Raw genomic sequence first — 6,000 nt, forward strand, 5'->3', positions numbered from 1 at the left:
TGACGATTCTCAGCCGCTGCGTGCCGCGGTCCACTCGTCGTAGGTGACGATCGGGAGGCCGTCGTCGCGCCAGCCGTGGAAGCCGGTTTCGATGTGCGAGGCGCTCGCGAGTCCCATGTCGTTCAACGTCTTCACGGACAAACTTGTCCGTCCACCGGATGCTCAATAGAAGATGAACTCACGGTCCTCGGCGAACACGGGCTTGTGGTACGGCGACTCGGGGTCGACCCAGAACTCGAGCATCCCGCGCGGTGCGTGATGCGCTCCGGGGACGACGCCTTCACGCTGGAGTTCGCGCACGTCGCGGATGTCGACGAGCAACGCGTTCTCGTCGGCGGCGCGGCGCCGGGCCTCGGCAGGCGTGTGGCCTACGATCTCGGCGCGGGCCTCGTCGATCATCTGCTGAACGGACTTGATCATGATGTTCCCCTTCCGGTCAGAGTACGTCGACCGTGCCACCCGAGACGACCGGTCGTCCGATTGGGGACCGCTCGCCGATCGATCACTAGGTTGGAACCATGCCTGCACTCGAATCGACCGTTGACATGTACGACCTGCGGATGTCCGAGGGAGTCCGCCCGCTCTACGAGCAGGTGAAGACCTTCATTCGTGAGGAAGTCGCGCCGATGTCCGAGAAGTTCTTCGCACTCGGCGAAGGCCGGACCGACCGTTGGTCGTACGCCCCGGGCCAACTCGAACTGCTCGAGGAGGTCAAGGACAAGGCGAAGGCGAACGGGCTGTGGAACTTCTTCCTGCCCGACGCCGAGACGGGCGAGGGCCTGTCCAACCTCGACTACGCCTACATCGCGATCGAGTTGGGCAAGAACCCGCTGGCGTCGGAGGCGATGAACTGCGCAGCGCCCGACACCGGCAACATGGAAGTTCTCGAACGGGTCGGGACCGAGGAGCAGAAGAAGCGGTGGCTCGAGCCGTTGCTGCGCGGCGAGATCCGTTCGGCGTACGCGATGACCGAGCCCGACGTCGCGTCGTCCGACGCGAAGAACGTGGCCTGCAAGGCCGAGCGTGACGGCGACGAGTGGCTGATCAACGGCGAGAAGTACTACATCTCCGGTGCGGGCGACCCGCGCTGCAAGATCATGATCACCATGGTCCAGACGTCGGAGGACGGCCCGGCCCATCAGCGTCAGAGCCAGATCCTCGTCCCGATCGACACGCCCGGTGTGGAGATTCTCGGGGCGATGCACGTGTTCGGCAAGGACGATGCCCCGCACGGTCACATGCACATCAAGTTCGACAACGTCCGCGTCCCGTACGAGAACGTGTTGCTCGGCGAGGGCCGCGGGTTCGAGATCAGCCAGGTTCGTCTCGGCCCGGGCCGGATCCATCACTGCATGCGTTCGGTCGGCCAGGCCGAGAAGGCGCTCGAGATGATGGTCTCGCGCGGCCTGACCCGTGAGGGTTTCGGCAAGCCGCTCGCCAAACTCGGCGGCAACACGGAGATGATCGCCAAGGCGCGGATCGAGATCGAGTCGATGCGCCGCATGGTGCTGACGGCGGCGAAGGCGATGGACGAACTCGGCAACGCCGAGGCTCGCGTCTGGGTCAGCGCCGTCAAGGCGATGGTGCCGATCCGGGTGTGCGAGATCATCGACCAGGCGATCCAGATGCACGGTGCGACGGGTGTCTCGCAGTGGACGCCGTTGGCCGACATGTACGCCAGCCAGCGCACGCTGCGTCTCGCCGACGGCCCCGACGAGGTCCACTGGATGGTCGTCGGCCGGTCCGAGGTGAACAAGGGTGAGGAGGCCGCGGCCTCGTACAACCCGAAGGAAGCCTTCCTCGCCGACGACAGCGCGGTCCAGGACGGCGTCTTCTCCGGCCCGGCCTGATTCCACGATCTGCAGGGACCGGTCCGCGTGCGCCGCTGGTACGACCGATGGTCGGCACCTGCGGCCTTCGCGCTGTTCGCGGTTCTTGCCGCAACGTCGTTCGATCCGCCGGCGTCGGGCATCATCGTCGGTCTGTGCCTCGCCGCTGGTTTGTGGTGGTCACCGCTTCGACCGGGTCGCCACGTCGACCAAGCATCCGCGGCGGTTCGCAGCGGCGTGGTGATCTACTGGAAGCCGGGGTGCATGTACTGCGCCAAGCTCCAACGCGCGCTGCCGCGAGCGGCTCGAGAGCAGGTGACGTGGGTGAACATCTGGCGTGACGACGAGGCGGCCGAGTTCGTCATGGATCTCAACGACGGGAACGAGCTGACTCCGACGGTCATCGCAGGAGGACGGCGCGTCGAGCCGGACCCGGGACTGATCGTCGAGCTCGTCGATGCTGGGTGACTTTGACGCCGTCGACACCGCCGGAGTCGTGGTCGACGTCGATCGGCGGGAACCGTCGGCCGGCGTCGGGGTCACGTATCTGACGCTCCGTGCGACGGACCGGCTGGACGGGATCGGAAACGGATGGTTCGCCCAGCCGACCGGAGGCGTGCGCTGGGAGTCGGCCCGGTTCGATGCGGACATCGAGTTCCTCGGATTCGCGTTCACGCAGTTCGCGCTGCCGGTCACCGCGACGTCGATCCTCGATTTCGATTTCACGCCCGCTGCGAGTCTCCAGTCGCCGGCCGTCGTCGCGCCGCTCGTGGCGCGCACCGCCGAGGGTGTCGCGTTGCTGGCGCCGATCGACCGATTCCACGAGCAGATCATCGCGGTGGAGACGGACGCGTTGCGGTGGGGCTGGCACGGAGATCTCGACGAGGTGCCCGCCGGGTTCGCGACGACGCTCGGAGTGTTCGTGGGTGCGTCGCTGTCGGACGTCCTGCATCGCTGGCGTGCCGATCTGGCCGGTGATACCGACATCGACCGTCCGGTCGACAATCCGCTCTCGACGCATCTGTCGTACTGGACCGACAACGGTGCCGCCTACTGGTACCGCACCGAGGCGGATCGGACGATCGCGGAGTCGGTCGTCGACGTGGTGGAACGGTTGCGCTCCGACGACGTTCCGATCCGTGCAGTCGAACTCGACTCGTGGTTCTACCCGCACGACACGCTCCGACCGATCACCGAGATCGGCTACCCCGAGGAGGTCCCTCCGTCCGGCATGTCGACGTGGTCGGCGCGTGCCGACGCGTTCCCCGCGACGACGGGCGACGCGGTACTCGAACTGTCCGACCGACTCGACCGGCCGCCGCTGGTGTTGCACGCACGTCACATCTCGCCGAGCTCGCCGTACGTCACGGGCACCGACGAGTGGTGGGTCGAGGACTTCGGTGCGCAGCCGATCGATCCGGCGTTCTTCCGGCGCTGGTTCGACGACGCGGCGCGCTGGGGAGCGACGGTGATCGAGCAGGACTGGATGCTGATGTACTGGTTCGGCGTCCGCGCGCTGCGCAGCTCACCCGGCCGAGCCGCCGACTGGCAGCGCGCCCTGAACGATCACGCGCGAGCAACCAGCGTCGATCTGCTGTGGTGCATGTCGACCCCGGCCGACATGATGCAAGCGGCTTCGCTCGACCGCGTCGTCGCGCTGCGTACGTGCGACGACTACCGATTCGCCGAGGACCCTGCCTTCCTGTGGACGTGGTTCCTCACCGTCAATCGCCTCGCGAACACGCTCGGTCTGCCCGCGTTCAAGGACTGTTTCTTCTCGAACCCCGACCTGTCGCCGACGGACGATGCGATCGACGGCGATCCCCACGCCGAAGTGGAGGCGCTGCTGTCGGCGCTGTCGGGCGGCCCGGTGGGGATCGGCGATCGCATCGGGCGCACGAACCTCGGAATCGTGATGCGTTGCTGTGACGACGACGGTCGGTTGCGGCGCGTGGACCAGGCGGTCGCCGCCACGGACGACAGCCTGTTCGGCGCTCCTGAGCGTGGCGAGAGGTTGATGTGGGCGACGACGACGGCCACGACGGCCGAAGGCGTGTGGACCTACGTCGTCGCGATCAACACGACCGTCGACACCGCGACCGGCACGGTCGGAGCCGAGGCCCTCCGGGATCGATTCGAACTCGACGGCGAGGAAATCGTGTACGAATGGCGGACCGGCGCCAGCGCGACGCGCACCGCGATCACCGCCGAACTCGTGCCGCGCGACTGGGCACTGTTCGTCGTCTGCCCGACGGCCGTCGACGAGCCGGGCGAGAGCTTCGACCCCACCAAGTACGTGATCGTCGAATCCGGGGCCACCGCATCGAGCTGAAATCGATGGCGGTCGAGCGATGACCGGGTGCGAAGCTCGCTCGATGGAGCGACGCATTCGGCCCTTCGATCACGACCGCGACCTCGATGACGTCGTACGAATCTGGCGCGAGGTGCGATGGATCGAGTCCGGCGCCGAGCACGCGAAGGCGGTCGGTCTGTTCCTCGAGGACGTCGACAGCGAGGTCGGCACGCTCGACGACACACCCGAGTGTCTGGTCGTTCGACGACCTGGCCGGATCACCTACGACACCACCGACCTGCCACTCGTCGCGGTCGCCGCGGTCACGACGTCGCACGTCGGACGCAAGCTGGGGTTCGCGTCGACGATGACGGCGCGCGCCGTTGCCGCCGGAGGGCACGGTGGTGCCGCGGTCGCAGCGCTCGGCATGTTCGAGCAGGGCTTCTACGATCGGTTCGGATTCGCGACCGGCAGCTACGACCATCGCGCGGCGTTCGACCCCCAGACACTGCGGGTCGGTCACATCCCGTACCGGACGCCCGTCCGTCTCGGCCCCGAGGATGCGAGCGACATGGCCGCTGCGCTCCGAAACCGGATGGCCCATCACGGCGCGGTCACCCTCGACGGGGACGCGTGGCAACGCGCGGAGATCTCGTGGATTGAGGATCCGATCGCGCTCGGCTACCGCGATGAGACGGGCGAGCTCACCCACTTCCTCGCCGGCTCACTGAAGGAAGAGCACGGTCCGCTCGACATCTCGATGCTGGCGTACCGAACGATCGAGGAGCTGATGGAGTTGCTCCGGCTGCTGCGCGAGCTCGGTGACCAAGTGCGTTCCGTCGTGATGAACGAACCGCCGATGGTGCAACTCCAGGTGCTGCTCGACACTCCGATGCGACACCGGCCGCAGACCCGACTGCCCGGTAGCGAGAGTTCCTACGTCGCGTGGTGGCAGCTCCGGATCCTCGACCTCGCGGCCTGCGTCGCCGCTCGTCGATGGGAAGGTGAACCGATCGCGTTCGATCTCCGGCTCAGCGATCCGGTCGCCGACCACCTCGATGCGGCCGACCTGGGTGGGTGGACCGGAATCGGTGGTGACTACTCGATTCGGATCGCCGCGGAGTCGACCGTCGACTCCGGCCATCGCGGCGGGCTCCCGGTGGTGGAGTGCGACGTGGGTGCGTTGACCCGCCTGTGGTTCGGGGTGGCGTCGGCGGCTGCGCTGGCCGTCACGCATCGCTTCTCGGCTCCGAGCGATCTGGTCGATCGCCTGGATCACGCGTTCCGTCTTCCCCCGACGGTCCCCGGCATCTACTTCTGACGGATCACACGGCGAGGAGGTCGCGGGCGCCGGTGTCGCTCGACGGGTGGCGCAGCTTGCTCATGGCGCGGGCTTCGATCTGGCGGATCCGCTCGCGGGTGAGGCTGAAGTGGTCGCCGACCTCTTCGAGGGTGCGGGGCTCGCCGCGATCGAGGCCGAAGCGCAGCTTGAGGATCTCGCGTTCGCGCTCGTCGAGCGGGGCCAGCAGCCGGGAGATCTCCTCGGGCAGCAGCGCCGTGGCGGCCACCTCGAACGGCGACTCGGCCGAACGGTCCTCGACCACGTCGCCGAGTTCGGCGTCGCCGTCCTCACGCAGCGGCTCGGACAGCGAGAGGGGTTCGGCGGCGAAGCGCAGCGCCTCGGTCACCTTGTCCTCGGGCATCTCGACTTCCTTCGCCAGCTCGGAGAGCGTGGCGGGACGGCCGTACTTCAGCTCCAGGCGCGAGCGCGCCTTCTGCAGCCGGGCGAGGGTGTCGCCGGCGTGAACGGGAAGGCGGATGGTGCGGCCGGTGTTGGCGATGCCGCGGGTGATCGCCTGGCGGATCCACCACGTGGCG

At 67.6% G+C, this 6,000-nt stretch carries 7 protein-coding genes; 4 read left to right on the forward strand and 3 right to left on the reverse strand.

The annotated features are described in order from the left end of the window. Window positions 1-9: 9 nt before the first annotated feature. Together ON45_RS23895 and ON45_RS23645 are read right to left on the reverse strand one after the other, a co-directional pair. Window positions 10-135, reverse strand: coding sequence for a rhodanese-like domain-containing protein (locus tag ON45_RS23895; RefSeq protein WP_277619170.1), 126 nt, complete (start codon window positions 133-135; stop codon window positions 10-12). Between the two features lie 27 nt (window positions 136-162). Further along, entirely contained in the window at window positions 163-420 is a 258-nt protein-coding gene (locus ON45_RS23645; protein ID WP_206537682.1) for a rhodanese-like domain-containing protein, read from the reverse strand. 98 nt (window positions 421-518) lie between these two features. Between ON45_RS23645 and ON45_RS10640 the strand changes: the two genes are divergently transcribed. The 4 genes from ON45_RS10640 to ON45_RS10655 are packed head-to-tail and all read left to right on the forward strand — an operon-like array spanning window position 519 to window position 5,443. Continuing rightward, window positions 519-1,850, forward strand: coding sequence for an acyl-CoA dehydrogenase family protein (locus ON45_RS10640; RefSeq protein ID WP_040493757.1), 1,332 nt, complete (start codon window positions 519-521; stop codon window positions 1,848-1,850). A gap of 27 nt (window positions 1,851-1,877) precedes the next feature. Then, window positions 1,878-2,297, forward strand: coding sequence for a glutaredoxin family protein (locus tag ON45_RS23650; RefSeq protein ID WP_206537683.1), 420 nt, complete (start codon window positions 1,878-1,880; stop codon window positions 2,295-2,297). Then, the gene (locus tag ON45_RS10650) at window positions 2,287-4,161 is read left to right on the forward strand and encodes a Sip1-related alpha-galactosidase (RefSeq protein ID WP_040493758.1); all 1,875 of its coding nucleotides are present in this window, start codon (window positions 2,287-2,289) and stop codon (window positions 4,159-4,161) included. The genes ON45_RS23650 and ON45_RS10650 overlap by 11 nt, the downstream gene beginning before the upstream one ends. A gap of 43 nt (window positions 4,162-4,204) precedes the next feature. Further along, window positions 4,205-5,443: a sterol carrier protein domain-containing protein gene (locus ON45_RS10655; protein ID WP_158412338.1), complete on the forward strand. Its 1,239-nt coding sequence runs from the start codon at window positions 4,205-4,207 to the stop codon at window positions 5,441-5,443. A 4-nt stretch (window positions 5,444-5,447) separates the two neighbouring features. Here ON45_RS10655 and ON45_RS10660 read toward each other — a convergent pair. Then, the coding region (locus tag ON45_RS10660; RefSeq protein ID WP_040493760.1) for a sigma-70 family RNA polymerase sigma factor at window positions 5,448-6,000 on the reverse strand (553 nt) is incomplete at its 5' end.

This window comes from Ilumatobacter nonamiensis YM16-303, from assembly GCF_000350145.1.
GTDB classification, from domain to species: Bacteria; Actinomycetota; Acidimicrobiia; order Acidimicrobiales; family Ilumatobacteraceae; genus Ilumatobacter_A; species Ilumatobacter_A nonamiensis.

What these genes read in the sequence shown, in the direction of transcription:
- ON45_RS23645 (WP_206537682.1), bottom strand. Translation starts at nt 420, where the DNA reads ATGATCAAGTCCGTTCAGCAGATGATCGACGAGGCCCGCGCCGAGATC.
- ON45_RS10640 (WP_040493757.1), top strand. Translation starts at nt 519, where the DNA reads ATGCCTGCACTCGAATCGACCGTTGACATGTACGACCTGCGGATGTCC.
- ON45_RS10650 (WP_040493758.1), top strand. Translation starts at nt 2,287, where the DNA reads ATGCTGGGTGACTTTGACGCCGTCGACACCGCCGGAGTCGTGGTCGAC.
- ON45_RS10655 (WP_158412338.1), top strand. Translation starts at nt 4,205, where the DNA reads ATGGAGCGACGCATTCGGCCCTTCGATCACGACCGCGACCTCGATGAC.